Annotated in this window: 17 protein-coding genes; 16 read left to right on the top strand and 1 reads right to left on the bottom strand. The window is 48.4% G+C overall.

Annotated features, from left to right (window positions below; genetic code table 11):
- The first annotated feature begins 48 nt into the window (after positions 1 to 48).
- The 16 genes from fliI (at position 49) to fliY (ending at position 16,072) form a co-directional block, all read left to right on the top strand.
- The gene (fliI, locus tag AOG36_RS05140; protein ID WP_015107199.1) at positions 49 to 1,359 is read left to right on the top strand and encodes a flagellar protein export ATPase FliI; all 1,311 of its coding nucleotides are present in this window, start codon (positions 49 to 51) and stop codon (positions 1,357 to 1,359) included.
- 11 nt (positions 1,360 to 1,370) lie between these two features.
- Complete coding sequence (locus AOG36_RS05135; protein WP_015107200.1) at positions 1,371 to 2,663, top strand: glycosyltransferase family protein; 1,293 nt, start codon at positions 1,371 to 1,373, stop codon at positions 2,661 to 2,663.
- Positions 2,664 to 2,855: 192 nt separating this feature from the next.
- Positions 2,856 to 3,986: a glycosyltransferase family 8 protein gene (locus AOG36_RS05130; protein ID WP_053825635.1), complete on the top strand. Its 1,131-nt coding sequence runs from the start codon at positions 2,856 to 2,858 to the stop codon at positions 3,984 to 3,986.
- 107 nt (positions 3,987 to 4,093) lie between these two features.
- The gene (locus tag AOG36_RS05125) at positions 4,094 to 5,263 is read left to right on the top strand and encodes a NifS family cysteine desulfurase (protein WP_015107202.1); all 1,170 of its coding nucleotides are present in this window, start codon (positions 4,094 to 4,096) and stop codon (positions 5,261 to 5,263) included.
- A gap of 12 nt (positions 5,264 to 5,275) precedes the next feature.
- On the top strand, positions 5,276 to 6,256 hold the full coding sequence (locus tag AOG36_RS05120; protein ID WP_015107203.1) for an iron-sulfur cluster assembly scaffold protein NifU: 981 nt from the start codon (positions 5,276 to 5,278) through the stop codon (positions 6,254 to 6,256).
- A 96-nt stretch (positions 6,257 to 6,352) separates the two neighbouring features.
- Positions 6,353 to 7,135, top strand: coding sequence for an HpaA family protein (locus AOG36_RS05115; RefSeq protein ID WP_053825634.1), 783 nt, complete (start codon positions 6,353 to 6,355; stop codon positions 7,133 to 7,135).
- A gap of 51 nt (positions 7,136 to 7,186) precedes the next feature.
- The gene (locus tag AOG36_RS05110) at positions 7,187 to 8,830 is read left to right on the top strand and encodes a methyl-accepting chemotaxis protein (protein WP_015107205.1); all 1,644 of its coding nucleotides are present in this window, start codon (positions 7,187 to 7,189) and stop codon (positions 8,828 to 8,830) included.
- Positions 8,831 to 8,887: 57 nt separating this feature from the next.
- The gene (gene aroQ / locus AOG36_RS05105; RefSeq protein ID WP_015107206.1) at positions 8,888 to 9,376 is read left to right on the top strand and encodes a type II 3-dehydroquinate dehydratase; all 489 of its coding nucleotides are present in this window, start codon (positions 8,888 to 8,890) and stop codon (positions 9,374 to 9,376) included.
- 2 nt (positions 9,377 to 9,378) lie between these two features.
- On the top strand, positions 9,379 to 10,395 hold the full coding sequence (locus AOG36_RS05100; RefSeq protein WP_015107207.1) for an aminopeptidase P family protein: 1,017 nt from the start codon (positions 9,379 to 9,381) through the stop codon (positions 10,393 to 10,395).
- A 10-nt stretch (positions 10,396 to 10,405) separates the two neighbouring features.
- Positions 10,406 to 10,888 (top strand): 2-amino-4-hydroxy-6-hydroxymethyldihydropteridine diphosphokinase, encoded by a 483-nt coding sequence (gene folK, locus AOG36_RS05095; protein WP_015107208.1) that lies wholly within the window; start codon positions 10,406 to 10,408, stop codon positions 10,886 to 10,888.
- Entirely contained in the window at positions 10,885 to 12,246 is a 1,362-nt protein-coding gene (flhF, locus tag AOG36_RS05090) for a flagellar biosynthesis GTPase FlhF (RefSeq protein ID WP_015107209.1), read from the top strand. Before folK ends, flhF begins: the two co-directional genes overlap by 4 nt.
- A complete protein-coding gene (locus AOG36_RS05085) occupies positions 12,243 to 13,115 on the top strand; it encodes a P-loop NTPase (protein ID WP_015107210.1) in 873 nt (290 codons plus the stop codon). The genes flhF and AOG36_RS05085 overlap by 4 nt, the downstream gene beginning before the upstream one ends.
- An 8-nt stretch (positions 13,116 to 13,123) precedes the next feature.
- Positions 13,124 to 13,441, top strand: coding sequence for a hypothetical protein (locus tag AOG36_RS05080; RefSeq protein ID WP_015107211.1), 318 nt, complete (start codon positions 13,124 to 13,126; stop codon positions 13,439 to 13,441).
- A gap of 3 nt (positions 13,442 to 13,444) precedes the next feature.
- Entirely contained in the window at positions 13,445 to 14,140 is a 696-nt protein-coding gene (locus AOG36_RS05075) for an RNA polymerase sigma factor FliA (protein WP_015107212.1), read from the top strand.
- Positions 14,133 to 15,194, top strand: a complete 1,062-nt coding sequence (gene fliM, locus AOG36_RS05070) for a flagellar motor switch protein FliM (protein ID WP_015107213.1) — start codon at positions 14,133 to 14,135, stop codon at positions 15,192 to 15,194. Before AOG36_RS05075 ends, fliM begins: the two co-directional genes overlap by 8 nt.
- Entirely contained in the window at positions 15,191 to 16,072 is an 882-nt protein-coding gene (gene fliY, locus AOG36_RS05065; protein WP_015107214.1) for a flagellar motor switch protein FliY, read from the top strand. Before fliM ends, fliY begins: the two co-directional genes overlap by 4 nt.
- 1 nt (position 16,073) lies before the next feature.
- On the opposite strand, the gene dnaJ is transcribed toward fliY, so the two are convergent.
- Positions 16,074 to 17,195, bottom strand: a complete 1,122-nt coding sequence (gene dnaJ / locus AOG36_RS05060) for a molecular chaperone DnaJ (RefSeq protein ID WP_015107215.1) — start codon at positions 17,193 to 17,195, stop codon at positions 16,074 to 16,076.
- Positions 17,196 to 17,203 lie beyond the last annotated feature (8 nt).

Here is a 17,203-nt window from a genome sequence, read left to right as displayed (position 1 = left end):
TGCATTTTACCCAAAGGTGTGTTAATCTAAAATTAAGCAGGAGTTTTCATGTCCCTAGAAGTCTTGCGGGCAAAGTTGCAACACCCAAGAGACCTATCCCCCCGCTATGGCGTGGTGGTGAAAATTTTGCCAAACATGGTCTTTGTGAGCGGATTTTTACCCTCTGTGGGCGATGTGGTGCAGGTGCAAAAGGCGGATGGCTCAGAGTGTCTTGGCATGGTCGTGGTGGTGGAAAAAGAGCAATTTGGCTTCACGCCTTTTTCCTTTGTGGAGGGGTGCAGAGTGGGCGATCGGGTGCTGTTTATGCGCGCAGGCTTAAGCTTTCCTGTGGGCGAGGGGCTCTTAGGGCGCGTGCTCGATCCTCTTGGCAACCCCCTAGATGGTTTAGGATATGTTAGGGCTAGTGCCTATGCGCCTGTGATGGTTGCGCCTATCAAGCCCTTAGATCGGGGGATCATTGACGAGCCTTTTAGCGTGGGGGTCAAAAGCATTGACGGCTTGCTCACCTGCGGCAAGGGGCAGAAATTAGGCATTTTTGCGGGCAGTGGGGTGGGTAAAAGCACTTTAATGGGGATGATCGTTAGGGGGTGCGAAGCGCAGATTAAGGTGATCGCCCTCATTGGGGAGAGGGGGCGGGAGATCCCTGAGTTTATCCACAAAAATTTACAAGGCAATTTAGACAACACCGTGTTAGTGGTCGCCACGAGCGATGACGCGCCTTTGATGCGTAAATATGGGGCTTTTTGCGCCATGAGCGTGGCCGAGTACTTTAAAAACCAAGGGCATGATGTGCTCTTTATGATGGACTCTGTAACGCGCTTTGCGATGGCACAAAGAGAGATCGGGTTAGCCCTTGGTGAGCCACCCACCAGCAAGGGCTACCCCCCCTCTAGCCTAACCCTCTTGCCCCAGCTGATGGAGCGCGCGGGCAAGGAGCAAAACAAGGGGAGCATCACCGCCTTTTTTACCGTGCTTGTGGAGGGCGATGACTTGAGCGATCCGATTGCCGACCAAAGCCGCAGCATTTTAGACGGGCACATCGTGCTTAGTCGAGAGCTGACCGACCATGGCATTTACCCGCCCATCAATATTTTAAACTCCGCTTCAAGGGTGAGTAAAGAGGTGAGCAGCCACGAGCACATGCTCGCGGCCCGCAAATTCCGTAAACTTTATGCCATGCTCAAAGAAAATGAAGTGCTGATTCGCATCGGATCTTACCAAAGAGGTTTTGATGAGGAATTAGACGAGGCGATGGATAAAAAAAGCGCCATGGATGCATTTTTAGCCCAAGAGGAGGAAGAGATCATCTCTAGCCAAGAGAGCGTGCAGATGTTGCAAGAAATTGTGCAAGCCCCTTAAAAGAGTCGAAAATGCCAACCTTGAAAGCCAAAATTCGGGAGTCTTTAAAGAAAATACCTTTAGGGCACGCCTGTTATAAAGCACTGGCATGGGTTTACCATAACCGCTTTTTTTACCTAAACCCCTATTTAGAGAAATATGTCGACCAGCGTCTAAAGGCCTACGACTACAACGATTTATACGACGATTTGGTCAAAACGCATCACAAAGAGTGTGAACACTATGCACACTTAGCCGCGCCCCAAGAGGTGCAAGCCTTGCTAGAGCAAAGGGGATTTAACGCCGCCTTTAAGGAGAAATTTAAAACCAGAAAACCCTTTGTACTCTTTGCGGGCAATGACGAGCACCAAGACAAGAGCGGGTTTATCCAAGATTTAGAAAAGCTGTGTGAAAAACTGTATTTATTCACTAAAGCTGATGGAAGTTTTGGGACATTCCATTATGGCTACCAAAACGGCACAAATCGTTTCTACCACATTTGCGAGGCCAATTCTTACGCCAACACCACAAGGATTTTAGAGATTTTAGATGCCGCCCCCACCCACGCCAAGCCGGATTTACTCATCATCCAAGGCTGGGGATGGAATTACACCCCTAGGGATTTATTACAAATCAAGCACCGCTACAAAGATTTAAAAATCCTCAATTTACAAATGGACGATCGCTTTGATTGGCATTTAAACAAGCCCATCGGCACGCACGCCATTTTGCCTTTCATCGATTGTGCTTTAAGCACCGCTCCCGAACGGGTTAGGTGGATACTCCAAGAGGGCACGCCAGCCTTTTACATGCCCCTAGCCAGCAGTTTAGAGTTTTACCACCCTTTAGAGGGAGTCGAGCGCATTTATGACATTGGCTTTGTGGGTGCTAATGTGGGCGTTAGAGGGGAAATCATTAAAGCCCTAGAACAGGAAGGGTTTAGAGTACGGGCTTATGGCTATGGCTTTGGGGGGCGGCTGCCCTTAGAGGAAACAAATTTATTTTTTAACCAGTGTGAATTGGTCTTGGGCTGTGGGAGTGTAGGGGTGGGAGATTTTGTCAACATGAAACTTAGAGATTTTGACGCGCCCATGAGCGGGGCGGCTTACATCACCACGCACAACAAGGACTTAGAGCTGCTGTTTAGACCCGATAGTGTGATTTTTTACAAAGACATTAAAGACCTCATCCACAAAACCCGTCATTACTTGGCACATAAGGAAGAGCTGGTCAAGATTAGAGAAAACGCCTTTAAAGAGGCGAGTCAAAAACACACCTATGAAAAACGCCTCAAAGAAGTCTTTGAAAAACTAGGCTGTGCCTAGTTGGCAGGTGCCTTAAGGCGAGTCTATCGGTACCGGACAGTAGATTTGTTTGATGTCCGGGCATGGGGATAAGCCCCGCGCGTTTTTAGCGCAAGGAAAGAAAGCAGCCCAAACCTTATTCATGTGTTAAAAGGTGTTAAAACTGAGAAGTTTTGCTAAAATTAAGCAACTTTTCACAAAGGATGAAAGCCCTTGAATCCCCCACATATCCCCATCGCGATGGCCTTTGATAAAAACTACCTTATCCCCGCTGCTGTGGCGATTTACTCTCTTTTGGAGTGCTTGCAAAAGAGCAAAGAAGGGGGCAAGAGTGCTGTCTACACCATCCACATTTTTTACTCCGGCTTGCAAGAGCTAGACATGCAAAAGCTCGCAGAGATGGCAAAGCCCTACGCGGCTTTCATCGCGCTTGACTTCATTGACATCGATGGCTTTTTAGAGAAGTTTAAAGATGTCTTTGACAAAGCGTTTATTGCCCGCTTTTCCAAGATGATCTTGGTGAAGTATTTATTGGTGGACCTCTTCCCGCAGTACGACAAAATCATTTGGAGCGATGTGGATGTGCTGTTCTTGCAAGATCCCACGGATGATTTCATACAACTAGACATTTCTCAACCTGTCTATTTGCACGCGGTGTTTGTGGATGAAATAGACCATGCCCTAGAGGGGTTTTGGTTTTGTAATTTGGCCTACATGCGCGCGCATCATTGGACACAAAAAGTCCTAGAGTGCATCCAAAAAAGGCAAGGGTATTTAAAGGAAATGGAACTCATCGCTTTTGTGTGGCAACAACAAGAAATTGCCCAGCTCTCCTTCAAATATTGCGTCTTCCCCTCCCAATACGAGGGCGAATGTCTTTGCAACCTCCACCCATTAGATGTGCCCCGCATCCAAGAGATTTTAGACCATCCCACCATCTTGCATTATTATGATCATCTAGGCTCACCTAAACCTTGGGAGTTTTTCATTGGCCCAAAGGTAGGTTTGTGGCTGAGTGTCCTATGTAAAACCCCTTTTGCCCAAGATTTTTTCTTAGAATATGATGCCCGATCTAAACAAAGACAAGCCGACCTCACTGAGGAAATGGCCACTGATTATTATTTTTCTTACAAGTTCAGCACCCTGCATTTGTTGTTTAAAACCCCTTGCCGCTTTTTATGCGCCTACTACAAAGCGGTTAAACACCGGCTCTTTAGTAGGGGTGTCTTGGATTTAGCGCGCCGTGTGCGGTACAAAATACTGGGGGGGGGGGGGGGAAATTGGGGGGGGGGGGGGGGTAAAACACCCACATTTTCACCCAAGCCACACGCCCCACAATCCTGATTTATTTAGCAAACTTAAAGGATAGCGTAGTATTATCCTTATCTCTATGAGAAAACGACTTAAAAACTTCTCTTCTCAAACCCCCACACCATTAAAGGATTTTGAGCATGTCTAACCGCATTTATCTAGACAACAACGCCACGACACAAGTCGACCCTAGGGTGTTAGATCTCATGCAACCCTACTTTTGCGAGCACTATGGCAACCCCAATTCGTTGCATAAATTCGGCACAGAAACCCACCCGATGATCACAGATGCCCTAGAAAAGCTCTATGCCGGGATCAATGCCCACGATGAAGACGACATCATCATCACTTCCTGCGCCACTGAGAGCAATAACTGGGTGCTCAAAGCCATCTATTTTGACGCGTTTTTAAAAAAGGGCAAAAACCACATTGTTACCACCCAAGTTGAGCACCCGGCTGTGCGCGCCACTTGTGAGTTCTTAGAGAGTGTCGGGCTGGAAGTAACTTACCTGCCCATCAACGAACATGGCACGATCACTGCCGATCAGGTGAAAGAGGCGATCACAGATAAAACCGCCTTAGTCAGTGTGATGTGGGCGAACAATGAGACAGGGCTGATCTTTCCCATCGAGCAGATTGGGCAAATTTGCAAAGAAAGGGGCGTGTTGTTTCACAGCGATGGGGTGCAAGCGATCGGCAAAATCCCCGTGGATGTGCAACTAGCCCAGGTGGATTTGCTCTCTTTCTCGGCGCATAAATTCCACGGTCCTAAGGGCATTGGTGGGCTTTACATCCGATCAGGCGTGGAGCTCACCCCACTGTTCCACGGGGGCGAGCACATGCGCGGGCGGCGCAGTGGGACCTTAAATGTCCCCTACATCATTGGCATGGGCGAGGCGATGCGTTTAGCGGTGGAGAATCTCACCTATGAAAAAAAAGTCGTGGGGGGTCTTAGGGATCGCCTAGAGGACGCACTCTTAGAGATTAAAGATGTCTTTGTGATCGGCGATCGGGTGCATAGAGTGCCCAACACCACTTTAGTGAGTGTTAGAGGCATTGAGGGCGAGGCGATGCTGTGGGATTTAAACCGCGCCAACATCGCCGCTTCTACGGGGAGCGCGTGCGCAAGTGAGGATTTAAAAGCCAACCCTGTGATGGTCGCCATCGGGGCGGATGTGGAGCTGGCCCACACGGCGATTAGATTGTCTTTGAGCCGTTTCAACACGGCTGAAGAGATCGAGCGCACCATTGAGGTGTTTAAAAAAGCGGTAAAACGCTTGCGCAACATTTCCAGCTCTTACAGCCATTAAGGAGATTTAAAAATGGGAAAAAATAATTTATTAGGTGGGGCTTTGTGGGACGCTTACTCCAAAGAAGTGAGCAGACGCATGGACAACCCCACGCATTTGGGTGTGCTCACAGAGGAAGATGCTAAAGCTAGGGGGGCTAAGCTCGTTGTGGCCGATTACGGCGCAGAGTCTTGCGGGGATGCGGTGCGCCTTTACTGGCTCATTGACCCGCAAACCGATCAAATCATCGACGCAAAGTTTAAAAGCTTTGGCTGCGGGACGGCGATCGCCAGCTCGGACATGATGGTGGAGTTGTGCCTAGGTAAAAGGGTGCAAGAGGCGGTGAAGATCACCAACTTAGATGTGGAGAGGGGACTAAGGGATGATCCCGATGTGCCCGCCGTGCCCGGACAAAAAATGCACTGTTCTGTGATGGCTTACGATGTGATCAAGCAGGCCGCTGGACAATATTTAGGTAAGAATCCCGAGGATTTTGAAGACGAGATCATCGTGTGTGAGTGCGCCAGGGTGAGCCTTGGCACCATTAAAGAGGTGATCAAGCTGAATGACTTAAAAAGCGTAGAGGAGATCACCAATTACACCAAGGCGGGGGGCTTTTGTGGCAGTTGTGTGCGCCCCGGCGGGCACGAAGCGCGGGAATACTACCTTGTAGATATCTTGCAAGAGGTACGCGCGGAAATGGAAGCTGAAAAACGCAAAGAAGTGGCGCAAAAATCTTTAGAGGGGGATTTGAGCTTCGTTGACATGACTATGGTACAAAAGGTCAAGGCGATCGATAAAACCATCGACACGCATGTCCGCCCCATGTTGATGATGGACGGAGGGAATTTGGAGGTTTTGGACATCAAGGAGGGTGGGGGTTTTGTGGATGTATATATCCGTTACATGGGGGCATGCGATGGGTGCGCGAGCGCAGCTACGGGGACGCTCTTTGCCATTGAAGGGGTGTTGCAGGAGTATTTAGACGAGAACATTCGGGTGTTGCCCATTTAGCTTTGCATTTTTTGGGGGGAGTTCATGTTTGTTACTTTTTTATGGTAAAATAGAGATTCATTTCATTTAATTTTTAATTTTTGGAGGCAACAATAAATGCGTAACAATCTTGTCCTATTAGGTTCTCTAGCAGGGCTACTCATCACCGGCTGTGCCATGGATAGTGGCAATACCAGCAATAGCAATGCGGGCAATGCCAATGTACCCAAAAAGCACAAGAGGGTGGTGCTCAACAAGGGCGACACGCTTTTAAACTTCAATTACCCTATCAATATTGCCCAAGAGTCCTTGACCCACCACACTGTGGGGATTTTTGCCCCCCATATTCAGGTAACAGACAACCTAACCCCCTACATTGACCAATTCCAAGATGCGTTGGTTAACCAAATCGCGGAGATATTCCAAAAGAGGGGCTATCAAGTGGTGCGCTTAACTACCGAACAAGCCATGACCCCTGAACAAAAACACAAAATGTGGTCTGTGTTGGACATGGGTGGCTGGATTGGGATCTTAGAAGATGTGAAAATGGACACTAACGATCCAGAAAAAGACAACGTGGATGTCTTGGTCGACCAAAGCTCTGGGTCTGTGTGGTTTAAATTCTTTGAACCTGAAACCGGGCGCATCATCCACAACTTCGGTGTGGAAGTGGGTACCAAACAAGCCTTCACCCACCGCTACACCTACCAAACCACCAACTCCGGCGGGTTTGCTGGCCCTAAAGTTGTGAGCCACACCGAGCTAGAAAAGAACAACGACGAAGCAATCCGCAAAATTTTGAACGAAATGTACCCCTTGGTTATGAAAAAATTAGTGCAAGAGCTCACAAGCACCAACATCAACCGCTACCGCCAAGCGATTGAACAGATTAAAAAATAACCAGCCCACTATCCGTGTAGGATACCCTTTAAAAAGGGAGGAGTCGATCGCGTGTTTTTCGATCAATTGAGCGTTTCTCAAAAACTCTTTTGGGGGTTTGCCATTGTCATCATGTTGATGGTTGTAGTGGCTTGCGTGGGGGCGGTTCGGGTGCGTAGCATCAACGGCATTTTAACCGAACTCACCGACTACAACGCCGTGAAACAACGCTACGCCATCAACATGCGTGGCAGTGTACACGACCGCTCCGTTGCCATTAGAGACGCAATTTTAGCCCAAAATTCTACTTACTACAAAACCCAAGCAGATTTAATCCAAAGACTTAATATAGATTATAGACAGAACAAAGAAAACATGGCGGACATGTTTGCACGAATCCCCGAAAAGGTGAACGATCGTGAACGGCAATTAGCCCAAAACATCAATGCCATTGAGGCCAACGCCATGCCCAAAATCAAAGAGGCTCTTGTTTTAGCACGCAAGGATGAACACACGGCCGCAAAGATTCTAGAAGAAAATTTGGCTAAAGACTTCACAAAGTGGCTTGCGGCTATCAATGCTTTCATTGACTACGAGGAGTATCTAAATCAACAGCTCACTCCAAAAGCCCGCAGCATCGCCAGCCATTTTAGTTTTTTAATGTTTATACTCACTTTCATCACGACGGTTGCAGGATTTACAATCGCCTATCTCATCACCCGCAACATTAGAGGCTCTTTGGGGGCAGAGCCTGCCCAAATCCGTAAAGTGGTTGCTGCCATCGCCGAGGGGGATTTGTCTAAAAAGGTGGATACCCACTTTAAAAAAAGTGCTTTGAATGCCATCAAAGAAATGCAAGCCTCGATGGTGCACATCATCAAGCAAATCAGTCAATCCTCTAGCGACATTTCTCAAAAGTCTCTATTAGTGTTGAATTTGTCAAAGGTGTCGCAAGACAACGCCAGCAAACAAGAGGACATGACCGCCCAACTCATCACTAACATGCAAAAAATCCAAAACAGCATCCAAGATGTGGAGGCAATTGTAGAACAAACAGAGGCCAATTCTACGCAGAGCGTGGAGTTGAGCAAAAAGGGCAAGGAGGCGATGGAGAACATGACAGCTGGCATGGCGCGCATCACCAGCGGAGTGGAGGACTCGGCTGCACAGATCCAATCGCTCGATCAGCACGCGCAGAACATCGGGCACAGCACTGAGCTCATCCAAGATATTGCCGACCAAACGAACTTGCTTGCTTTAAACGCCGCCATTGAGGCTGCTAGAGCGGGCGAGCACGGACGGGGCTTTGCCGTGGTCGCTGATGAGATCCGCAAACTTGCCGAGCACACGGGCGAGGCGACCAAAGAGATCAACCACATCATCCAGCTCATCCAAGAAGAAACCAAAAAATCCGTAGCCAGCATGGAAAATATGGTGGTGGAGGTGCGTGATGGGCAAAAACATGTGGACGAGGCAGTGAAGGCGTTAGAGACGATCTACGACAAGGCAGCAAACTCTTTAGAGGATACCAAAAAGGTGGTGACACACTCCCACAGCCAGCACAGCCAAATTGAAGACATCGCTAAAAAGATTCACCAAATCGCCAAAATAGCGGCACAGGTCTCTGAATCCATGGTGAGCAACACCAAAGAGGTGGGTGTGCTAGAAGAAACCGCCCAAAACTTACAAAAACTTGTGCATAATTTCACACTTTAGGCAAAGCGTGGGGCGGTTTATGCTATAATCAAATTTCTTATTTTGAAAGGAGTTCTTATGAAAATTCTTGTGATTCAGGGGCCTAATTTAAACATGTTGGGGCATAGAGACCCTAGGCTGTATGGCCCTGTAACTTTGGAGCAAATCCATGAAAACATGGAAAATTTCGCCAAACAGAACGACTTGGAGCTAGAGTTTTTCCAAAGCAACTTCGAGGGGGAAATCATTGATCGAATCCAAGAATGCGTGGGCAGCGATGTGGAGGGGATCATCATCAACCCCGGGGCGTTCTCCCACACTTCTATCGCCATCGCCGATGCGATCATGCTCGCCGACATGCCCGTGATTGAAGTGCATTTGACCAATATCTTTGCCCGCGAAGAGTTCCGCAAGGTCTCCCACACGGGTGCCGTGAGTGCGGGAGTCATCACCGGCTTTGGAGCTTTTGGCTACCATGTCGCCATGATCGCGATGATGCAAATCTTAGCCGAGATCAAGGCAATTAAAGAGAGCCAAGCCAACCAACAAATTGAGGCAAAAGAGTAGTCTTGGCGCATTTCACCACAGATGAAAACGCCCAATACTTCGCTTGTGGTTATAGCTGTGACCATGCAATTTTTTTAGAGCTAGATGGGGAGGCGTTTTTCATCACGGATGGGCGCTACACCCTAGAGGCGCGCACCAGCATTAAAAACGCCGAGGTGATCGAGGCTGGCGATCTGTGGCAGGCGATGGTGGCAAAAATTCCTAGCAGCCTTAAAGAGCTGTATTTTGACCCGGCGCAGCTAAGCGTGCAGACCTATGGTCGCTTAAAAAATGCCCTGCCCGATCTAAAGTTTGTGGGCGAGGTGGATTACCACCGCAAACAGCGCATCATTAAAACCCCCGAGCAGATCGCTCTGCTCAAAAAAGCGCAAGAGCTGAATGTGCAGGCCTTTGACGCATTTGCCCAATATCTACACAGCACACACGCGCCCAGCGAACATTTTTTGCAATTCAAAGTTAAAGAGTTTTTAACCCACAGAGGGGAGTATCCCCTAAGCTTTGAGCCCATTGTAGCGGTGAATGCCAACGCCGCTAAACCCCACGCTTTGCCCTCTAAAAATCCCTTGTCCGAGGGGGATTTACTCTTGGTGGATATTGGCTTGAAGTATGAACGCTACTGCGCCGATCGCACCCGTACAGCGCACTTTTATAAGGGCTTTGGCTTTGCTAAAGAGCAGAGCTTTAAAGACAAGGAATTGCAAAAAATTTACGCTGTGGTGCTCAAAGCCCAAGAACATGCCATCGCTCACTTGCGGGCGGGCATGACGGGCAGGGAAATCGACAGTCTAGCTAGAAGTGTGATTGAAAAGGCCGGCTTCGGGGCGTATTTTGCCCACAGCACGGGGCATGGGATTGGGCTAGACATCCACGAATTGCCTTTCATCTCCCAAAGAAGCGAGACCATCATTGAGGAGGGCATGGTGTTTTCCATCGAGCCGGGGATTTATCTACCCGGCAAGTTTGGCGTGCGGATCGAGGATTTGGTGGTGGTGCAAGGCTCAAGGGCTGTTGTGTTGTGAGGGGGGGCGCGTGCAGACCGTGGTGTACTCCCCCTTTTACCCTAGAAAATGCAAACGGACATGGCATTTTAAAAATAGCGTGGTGTGGGGTGTGGGAAGCAATGAGGGCGCATCGGGAGCAGTTTTAGAAAGGCTGTGGCGCTGGCTTGCGCACCATCGCATGTTTTCTAGGCTGTGCTCTTCGCCCCTTTACATCAATCCGCCCTTTGGATACAAGGCGCAGAACGATTTTTACAACGCCACGCTGAGTTTTACGACTCGCTGGAGTTTAAACCAACTCTTTGGGCTCTTGTTTTATTTAGAGAGGCGCTTTGGCCGGCAGCGCAAGAGAGCCTTTAAAAATGCACCGAGGACTTTAGACATAGACATGATTTTTTACAACCGCGTGGTTTATAAACAACCCCACTTGAGCCTGCCCCACCCTAGATGGGCCAAACGCCCCTCTGTGACCCTACCTCTCTTTTTGCAAGCTTTGGCCTGGAGGCAGGCATGAAACTCTACACCTACAGCGGAGAGACCACCGCCGAAGCACTGAAGCTTGCCCAAAGCGAACACGGGCACAACGCTTTGGTGGTGAAAGCTAAGGAGATCCGTAAGAAAACCCTGACTGAGCCCGGGCTTTATGAGGTGGTCGTGGCGGTGGATCAAGAAAACCCGCCCAAGACCAACAACATGCAAGAGAAACTAGACAATCTGCGTAACCCCTCACCTAAGCCCGATGAGGGTGTACAGGTGGATTTATCCGCCACAATCCGCGAAATGCGCAAACTTGCCGGCGTGGATGAGGATGCGCCCATCAAGCCCGCCACAATCAATGCCTCTAAGGAGCTGACCAAAATCGCCCAAGACAGCCTGAAAGATGCCCAGGCCCGCCAGCCAGAACCCGCCATCCCAGCCCCCAAAGAGAGGGAAAAAGAGCAAAACAAGGTCGAGGGGGCAGCACTGCACTCTATCAAGGGCGAGCTGAATAAAATCAACGATAATTTAAAGCTGATCCAAAACATGGTGTGGAGCGAGGAAAAAGAGCAGGGACTGCTCATCCCCCACGAGTTTGCCGAGATCTACCGTCTTGCTAAAAACAGCGGCATGCATAAAAACCATTTAGATGAAATCATGCGTTTGAGTTTGGAGCTGATGCCTGTGAAAATGCGCGAAAACTCTGTCACCGTGAAGCGCTATTTTCGCGAGGTTTTGCGCAAGATGATCTATTGTCGGCATGAGGGGCTGGATTTGAATTATAAGAAAATTGTTATGCTCGTTGGGCCTACTGGGGTGGGCAAAACCACAACTTTAGCCAAACTCGCCGCCCGTTACTCTAAAATGCTGGATAAAAAATATAAAGTGGGGATTTTAACCCTAGACACCTACCGCATTGGGGCGGTGGAGCAACTGGTGTGGTATGCTAAGAAAATGAAGATCAGCATTGAAACGGTGATGGACGCACAAGACTTCAACAAAGAGATGCAGGCTTTAGAGTATTGCGATGTGGTGTTGATCGACACCACGGGACACTCCCAACACGACAGCAAAAAGATTGAGAATTTAAAGAAATTTACAGAAAACGGGTATAAAATCGACACGGCTTTGGTGCTGTCTTTGACCACCAAATATGAGGATTTGACCGACATTTACAACGCCTTTAGCCCTTTAGAGATCGACAGCTTGATCTTCACAAAATTAGACGAGAGCCGGGGGTTTGGAAACTTGTTTTCTTTAGTTTATGAGAGCAAAAAGCCCATCAGCTACCTTTCTATCGGTCAAGAAGTGCCTATGGATTTGCTCGTGGCGAGCAATGACTATTTGGTCGATTGCATGCTCGATGGCTTCACGCACCCGGGGAAACAAGCATGAAACACAACCAAGCCAGCGGTCTAGAACACATCATGGAGCCCCAAAGCATCTTTAATAAGAAAGGCAAGACGAAGTTTGTGGCCATCACTTCGGGCAAGGGGGGTGTGGGTAAATCCACGATCAGCGCTAATTTGGCTTATAGCTTGTTTAAAAGCGGCTACAAGGTGGGGATTTTGGATGCAGACATCGGGCTGGCGAATTTAGACATCATCTTTGGCATTAAAACCACTAAAAATATCTTGCACGCCCTGCGCGGCGAAGTGCATTTTAGCGAGGTGATCTACCCGCTGGAAGAGGGCTTTTATTTGGTGCCCGGGGATAGCGGAGAAGAGATTTTTAAATATGTAAGCCAAGACATTTTAGACGGCTATGTGGATGAAACCAAGCTCTTAGACGACTTAGATTATATGATCATCGACACGGGGGCGGGCATCGGCGAGTTCACCCAGGCTTTTTTAAGGGCGAGCGATTGTGTGGTGGTGATCACCACCTCCGATCCAGCCGCAATCACCGATGCCTACACCACGATTAAGGTCAACTCCAAAACCAAGGATGATGTGTTTGTATTGGTGAACATGGTTGACTCGGCTGAGAAGGGGCTACAAATCTTTGGGGGTATCCAGCGGGTGGCTAAAGAGAACATTCCTAACATGACCTTAAATTACCTAGGCAATATCCAGAACAGCAACGCTGTGCGCCGCTCGATTAAAGACCGCAAATTGCTGTGTAAGAGCGAGCCTTTCAACGCCTTTTCGTTTTCTATGAACCAGATTGTCAAAATCTTGACCCTAAAGCTCGAGCAGGGTGTGGTGGAAACCCCCAAAGACAATTTCATCGGGTTTTTCAAGCGCCTGCTTAGGTATCTGTGAGGTGTGGCATGAAGCTAGATAACTTTGTCAATTTCTCCATTGTGGGCGGGTTTTTCATCGGGCTGATCTTGTCCTTGCTGAAGTTTGATCGGGCTGAATATATTCTCTTTGGCACTTTGGTGTCCACCGTGGGCTTTTATCTCATCATCTTGCTCTTTGCTTCGGTGTATATGGGTTTTGTGTATCCCCGCAAGAGGTTTTTAAACAAGGCGGAGTTGGAGCGTAAATTGACCCACTTTAGTAAAGAGTTTGTACAACGGGAAAAAGAGATGGAAGATCTGCTCGATTATGTCCGCAATTATGAGTATGAATACAACGAGGGTTAGCCCTTGAGCACCACACCTTATTTAGATCAAATCCAAAACTCCCAAGACGAGCTGGCGATCCAATACCTGCCCGCTGTGCGCTCCATGGCGTTTCGCTTGAAGGAACGGCTGCCTAGCTCTGTGGATTTTAACGATTTGGTGTCTGTGGGCACGGAGGAGCTCATCAAGCTCTCTAGGCGTTATGATGTCGCCTTAAACGACTCGTTTTGGGGTTATGCCAAGACGCGGGTCAATGGAGCGATGTTGGATTATCTGCGCTCCTTGGATGTGGTGTCGCGCTCTTCTAGAAAACTCATCAAAAGCATTGACCACGAGGTGACCAAGTACTACAACGAACACGGGCAAGAACCCGATGATGTGTATTTGGCCGAGGTGTTGAACGAGGATATCGCCAAGATTAGGGATGCCAAGGCCGCCTCTGATATTTATGCTCATGTGCCCATGGACGAACAGTTTAACGCCATTGAGCAGGACAACATCACTAAAAAATTAGAGTTTGAGGAGTTGCTTGGCGCGATCCAATCCACGCTAAGAACCATGACCGATCGCGAGCAGCTCTTGATCCAGCTCTATTTTTTTGAAGAGCTAAATTTAAGTGAGATCAAAGAGATTTTAGGCATCACCGAATCGCGCATTTCGCAAATCATCAAAGAGGTGATCAAAAAGGTACGCAAATCTCTAGGAGAAAGCCATGGCTGACATTCTAAGTCAAGAAGAGATCGATGCCCTTTTAGAGGTTGTGGATGAGGGCGATGATGTCAACACCTTACAAAAACACGAAATCCTCCCCCAAAAGCAGATCACGCTTTACGACTTCAAACGCCCCAATCGGGTGAGCAAGGAACAGCTGCGCTCCTTTAGAAGCATCCACGACAAAATGGCACGCAGCCTATCCAGCCAAGTGTCGGCGATCATGCGCTCCATTGTAGAGATCCAGCTGCACAGCGTGGATCAGATGACTTATGGGGAGTTTTTGATGAGCTTACCTAGCCCCACTAGCTTTAATGTCTTCTCCATGAAACCCGTGGGGGGCAATGGGGTACTGGAGGTCAATCCCAGCATTGTCTTTCCTATGATCGACAGGCTTCTTGGGGGCAAGGGGAGTGCTTACGAGCAAATGCGTGAGTTTAGCGACATTGAGCTGAACCTCTTGGACACCATTTTAAAGCAAGTCATGCAAATCTTAAAAGAGATTTGGGCACCCGTTACGGAGTTTTACCCCACAATCGATGCTAAAGAGTCGAGCGCGAATGTGGTGCAAATCGTGGCACAAAATGAGATCGTCATCATGGTGGTGATGGAGATTGTGATCGGGCATTCTAGGGGGATGATGAACTTGTGCTACCCCGTAATCTCCATTGAGGGCATCCTCTCCAAAATGGGCAACCGCGATGTGATGCTCACCGAAACGAGCTCCAAGAAAAGCCGCAATAAAGAGTTGCAGGCTTTAGTGGGGGGGGCGAGCGTGGATGTGTCGGTGTTTTTAGGGGGTGTGCAGCTCACCTTAAAAGAGGTTTTAGATTTGGTCGTGGGCGATACGATCCGCTTAAACAAGGTAGCCAATGATGTGGTGGTGGTGAATATTGACAAAAAAGAGCGCTACTTAGCCACCGTGGGCTACAAGGGTTACCGCAAAACCATCCAAATCAAAGAAGTGATCCAAACCGAAAAAGACCGCGTCAAAGAAATCCTGGAAGTGCTGGAAAACCAACGAAAAATCAAAATCGGTAACATTAAGGAAGAAGAAGAATGATCAGCGACTTTTTAAAACTCTTTGTGCAAGAGTTCACCACAACCATCAATGGCTTACTGGGCAAGGCCCCCGAAGTGGAACTGAAAAACGAAATTTCTGTGGGGGATTTTATCTTCATAGAACATGCCTCGGTCACCATCCATGTCACTCCCAATGCAAACTTAACCATCACTCTAGCCATCCCCGTGCCCATGGCAACCGCTTTAGCGGATTTAATGGTCGGTGGGGAGGGGACTTCTAAAGAGAGTTTAGAGCCCGATGATTTGGATGCCATTAAAGAGATCGGCTCTAATGTTTTTGGAGCCCTTAGCACCGCTTTAAAAGCCCAAGAAACCTTGCCAAAGCTTGGCTTTGAGACAGAGGGGGCGGTCTTTGCCCACGATGCATCCTCGCTCGATCCTTACAGCGATGGCTATGAATTTGGCTTTAAATTAGGCGCGTTGGAGTCAAGCTTCTTTATCTTCTGTGGTGGGGTGTTCATAGACTTTTTCAATAAAAAAGAAGTTGTTCAAAATCTCCCCAAGGGCCGTCCTGCCCCAGCCGCACCAAGCATCCCCGTGGTGCAAAGAGCAGAGCGCTCCGATGGCGATCACTCCCTAGAGCAATTAGAAATCCGTAACATTAACATGCTTTTAGACATCAATCTCAATGTCAGGGTGCGCATCGGGCAGAAAAAAATGATTTTAAAAGATGTCGTGTCTATGGATATTGGCAGCGTGGTGGAGCTCAATCAAATGGTGAACGATCCCTTAGAAATTTTAGTGGATGATAAGGTGATTGCCAAGGGGGAAGTGGTGATCGTGGATGGCAACTTTGGCATCCAAATCACCGATATCGGCAGCAAAAAAGAACGGTTAGAACAGCTGAAAAACAGCTAATTTATTTTTTTACAAGGTCTTTGATCCACTGCTTGACCTTATTGACACAGCCCTCAAACACATTTTTATAAGGCTCGCTCTCAAATCCAAAGCTCTCATGTAGTTGCATCAAAAGGTTTTTTTGTTTGTCTGTGAGTTTTTGCGGGTATAAAATTTTCAACACCGCCACTAAATTGCCATACCTGCCTGTGTGGATATCCTTCACCCCCTCGTTTTTAAATACAAATTGCGCCCGATCCTGGGTATTGGGCGGGATTTGCAACTCTAGCTCTTTTTTTAACGAAGGTACCATGATCTTAGAGCCCAGTGGGATAGAGGTGAAAAACACAGGCACCTCAATGTAAATGTGGCTTCCATCGCGCAAAAAATGCTCATCCTCTCCCACCATCGCCTCCAAATACAAATCCCCCCTCAAGCCCCTTTGGTATTCATTGCCCCGATTGGACACGCGGATGCGGTTTTTATTGTCAATGCCTTCAGGCACATCTAACTCAAAGCTCTCTTTTTGCAAGACAAAGCCATCTCCCTTACAAGAAACGCATTTATCTAGCGCAACCTTGCCGCTGCCCTGACACTTAGCGCAGGTGCTCGCCAGCGTCATGAAACCTTGTTGCACGAAGGTTTGCCCCCGCCCTTGGCACGCCTTGCAGGCTTGCATTTTATTGTCCTTTGCCCCGCTGCCCTGACAATCCACGCAAACGGCCTTATACTCCAGCTCCACGCTCTTTTTACAGCCAAACACCGCCTCTTTAAAGCTTAAATCTAGGGGGACTAATAAATCTCTAGGGATTTTGCTCTGCTGTGTTCGTTTGCCAAAGCCAAAGGCACTCGAAAAGAGCGAATCCTCCCCGAATAAGTCGGCAAAAATGTCGCCCAAGTCATTAAAGCCCCCACCCATCCCCCTCCCCTGCAGGCCCTCTTTGCCGTAGCGGTCGTAAATTTGACGTTTTTGGTCGTCGCTTAGCACCCCATAAGCCTCGCTGATTTGCTTGAACTTCTCTTCAGCTTCAGGGTTGTCGGGGTTGTAATCAGGGTGGTATTTGCGGGCGAGTTGCTTGAACGCCTTTTTAATGGCCTCTTTGCTCGCCTCTTTATCCACACCCAAGAGTTCGTAATAATCCACTAAAACAC

The sequence above is a fragment of the Helicobacter heilmannii genome (assembly GCF_001283065.1).
GTDB classification, from domain to species: Bacteria; Campylobacterota; Campylobacteria; order Campylobacterales; family Helicobacteraceae; genus Helicobacter; species Helicobacter heilmannii.
Note: the sequence above shows the minus strand (reverse complement) of the source record. Positions and strands in the feature narration are given on the sequence as shown.

What these genes read in the sequence shown, in the direction of transcription:
- fliM (WP_015107213.1), top strand. Translation starts at nt 14,133, where the DNA reads ATGGCTGACATTCTAAGTCAAGAAGAGATCGATGCCCTTTTAGAGGTT.
- fliI (WP_015107199.1), top strand. Translation starts at nt 49, where the DNA reads ATGTCCCTAGAAGTCTTGCGGGCAAAGTTGCAACACCCAAGAGACCTA.
- aroQ (WP_015107206.1), top strand. Translation starts at nt 8,888, where the DNA reads ATGAAAATTCTTGTGATTCAGGGGCCTAATTTAAACATGTTGGGGCAT.
- flhF (WP_015107209.1), top strand. Translation starts at nt 10,885, where the DNA reads ATGAAACTCTACACCTACAGCGGAGAGACCACCGCCGAAGCACTGAAG.
- AOG36_RS05120 (WP_015107203.1), top strand. Translation starts at nt 5,276, where the DNA reads ATGGGAAAAAATAATTTATTAGGTGGGGCTTTGTGGGACGCTTACTCC.
- AOG36_RS05115 (WP_053825634.1), top strand. Translation starts at nt 6,353, where the DNA reads ATGCGTAACAATCTTGTCCTATTAGGTTCTCTAGCAGGGCTACTCATC.
- AOG36_RS05085 (WP_015107210.1), top strand. Translation starts at nt 12,243, where the DNA reads ATGAAACACAACCAAGCCAGCGGTCTAGAACACATCATGGAGCCCCAA.
- AOG36_RS05125 (WP_015107202.1), top strand. Translation starts at nt 4,094, where the DNA reads ATGTCTAACCGCATTTATCTAGACAACAACGCCACGACACAAGTCGAC.
- fliY (WP_015107214.1), top strand. Translation starts at nt 15,191, where the DNA reads ATGATCAGCGACTTTTTAAAACTCTTTGTGCAAGAGTTCACCACAACC.
- AOG36_RS05135 (WP_015107200.1), top strand. Translation starts at nt 1,371, where the DNA reads ATGCCAACCTTGAAAGCCAAAATTCGGGAGTCTTTAAAGAAAATACCT.
- AOG36_RS05080 (WP_015107211.1), top strand. Translation starts at nt 13,124, where the DNA reads ATGAAGCTAGATAACTTTGTCAATTTCTCCATTGTGGGCGGGTTTTTC.